The sequence below is a fragment of the Floridaenema aerugineum BLCC-F46 genome (assembly GCF_041929345.1).
GTDB classification, from domain to species: Bacteria; Cyanobacteriota; Cyanobacteriia; order Cyanobacteriales; family Aerosakkonemataceae; genus Floridanema; species Floridanema aerugineum.
Genome location: NZ_JBHFNQ010000238.1, coordinates 1 through 2,316 on the forward strand (window position 1 = coordinate 1; position 2,316 = coordinate 2,316).

Sequence of the window (2,316 nt, forward strand, 5' to 3'; positions counted from 1 at the left end):
AAAGTGAAATTATTCCCGATAAGCTTGATTGATTAGTTCCTAAATTTCTAACCTCACGTTTTGACATTAAAGCTTTTTAAATAATAAATTATTTCGCGTTCATTTATCGCGAAATGCTTTTCTTCTTTGTCCAAAGTCCAATTAGAAGCACACACACAATCAGAAACAGTTAATCAACAGGTTGATTTTAACCTAGAACAATCATGGATTAATCGCGTACACATAGCCGCAGATTCCCTACAAACAGAACGGAGAAAAAATGACTCGGCTGAATTTGAAAGAAAGTTCAATGATGCTATTTTCACAGGCGATCGCTCAGTTGCCGATGACTTAATTCGTCATGTAGATAACCGCAGTGTATTTGTTTGGAATGAACCAATTCTGATTGATTTTGATGATAATCAACAAATAAATCCCAAAAAACTATTAGCCTTTTCCGTACCCATCACTACTTTATTAAAAGTTTGGCGTGAAGTCCAAAATTTAGAATACCAAATTGATTGGATATTCAAGCGGATTGAAGCACCAAAAGGAAAAGCTGCTGAAACCTATAATCAACCTATTTGTATCGCCGTTCGTTCCCAAATTGACTTAGTGAATAGCTGGCAAATTTTAGTTAATCCTCGCTATGTTTACTATGATGAAGAGATTGGTTTACTGATTGGCGTAAATATTGAAGGTAATAACTTTATTTCTCCCAATAAACCACCAAAGCAAGCAGTTAATGAATATCAGTATCAGATGGATACTTATGTCGGACATTTAGGCTGTATGTGGAAATGCTGGCGGGAATCTTTCTCGACAATAGGCTTAAAAAATGGTACTTGGGTAAAAACTGAATATGGTAGCGTTCGTCATGAATTACTACATACTGGCGGACGATTTATTCAACAAAAAATTTTGACCCAATTAACCATAACCCAAGCAGAAGAACTGTTTGAATATTTGGTATTATTAGCAATCTTTACTCATGATTTGGGGAAATTACAAGTTAAATGGCAAGCAGTGATGAGGGGATGGCAGGCGATCGCACATTCTAGCTTCAAAGGTAAACCACCTAAATCACATTTACTAGCACACACAGATTATAACCCAGAAGACAACCAACAAAAACACGCTCTTAAAACTTATGAAGCTAAACACAAACGACCTAACCATGCTGTTGAAAGTGCTTTCTTAGCACAATACATTTTACAACAATCTCTATTTCCCTTATTACAAAATGAATTTAATGCTGATAATCAACAGATTTTCGGTATTATATACACGGTGATTTTAGCAGCAGGAAGACATCATTCTGCTTGGGCAAAAGGTTGGGAAGCTAAAGAGATTCGGAAAATCGGAGATATTCAATTAGATTCAGAAGCACAAAAATGGTTAGAAAGTTGGAAGCTTAAAGATAATTATGGAAGTTTAGTAACTGCATTATGCCAAACTTTCGCTGAAAATAATCATACTCAGCCAATATCAGAAATAGTCGCCGAGCTATTTTTTCAACAAACAGGTGTTAAATTACCAGAAATAGCGGCGGCTGTAAAAATTTATCTTCCTACCCATTCCCTTTGAGCAGGATATTCAGCACCAGGCTTACGATCCGAGACTATGCTCAACGGTTTTGGCGAATTCTCGTGCAGTGCGATCGCCTCCTGACGAATTTTCGTGCTGGTTATGCAGGAAAGTGTAGCCCAGTTCATTTCTTCTGGGGCAGCTTTGATTTGGCAGTGACTCGCTTCTCTGGGCGACGTGCGCCCCAGCATCCAGGGGGTGTGCCAGGGATGGCAGACTGGGTGACGCGAGAAGCTTACTCCCACGAGGTAAGCAGTTGCGGGTTTTGGTTTGGCAAAGGCTCAATTGAGGCATTATTCTACGCCTACGCCTATCCAGCCCCGGAAGGATTCTCAGATTACCCTGTGCAACCCCAGAAAGCCTTCTTTAGTCCAGAGATACAAGAGTTCGTCTTGCCTTATGAGGCAGTAAGGCAGGCAAACGATCCAGACGCAATGGTACTGAAGTTTTTGCAAAGCACTTACGAAGCAGCAGCGAATTTAGGGCATTGGGAGCGGGCGGCGTTAGACTATAGTCCAGTAATGAAGAGTTAGATTTTCTGTTCTTGGAAGCGATCGCTATTTGTGCGCCATGGCGCACAAATTCTAAAAAACCAGTAAAACTGATTTAACAGGTCGCTTTACCCAATTTCCCTTGCTGTCCACTTTGCCATAGAACGTCTGCCCTTTGTAATAGAAAGACGAGGAACTGCCACCATCCAAATTCATCGCTTTTTCCACCCCCAACGACTTCATAAACTTAGCTAGTTCT

The 2,316-nt window shown here is 40.1% G+C and carries 2 protein-coding genes and 1 pseudogene; 2 read left to right on the forward strand and 1 reads right to left on the reverse strand.

The features are described from left to right. The first annotated feature begins 126 nt into the window (after positions 1–126). Positions 127–1,566 (forward strand): hypothetical protein, encoded by a 1,440-nt coding sequence (locus tag ACE1CC_RS33080; protein WP_413274688.1) that lies wholly within the window; start codon positions 127–129, stop codon positions 1,564–1,566. Then, positions 1,553–2,099 (forward strand): annotated as a pseudogene (locus ACE1CC_RS33085) (DUF5996 family protein); the annotation flags it as partial. The gene ACE1CC_RS33080 and the pseudogene ACE1CC_RS33085, both read left to right, overlap by 14 nt. Before the next feature lie 51 nt (positions 2,100–2,150). Here ACE1CC_RS33085 and ACE1CC_RS33090 read toward each other — a convergent pair. Further along, on the reverse strand, positions 2,151–2,316 hold a 166-nt coding region (locus tag ACE1CC_RS33090), incomplete at its 5' end, for a phosphodiester glycosidase family protein (protein WP_413274690.1).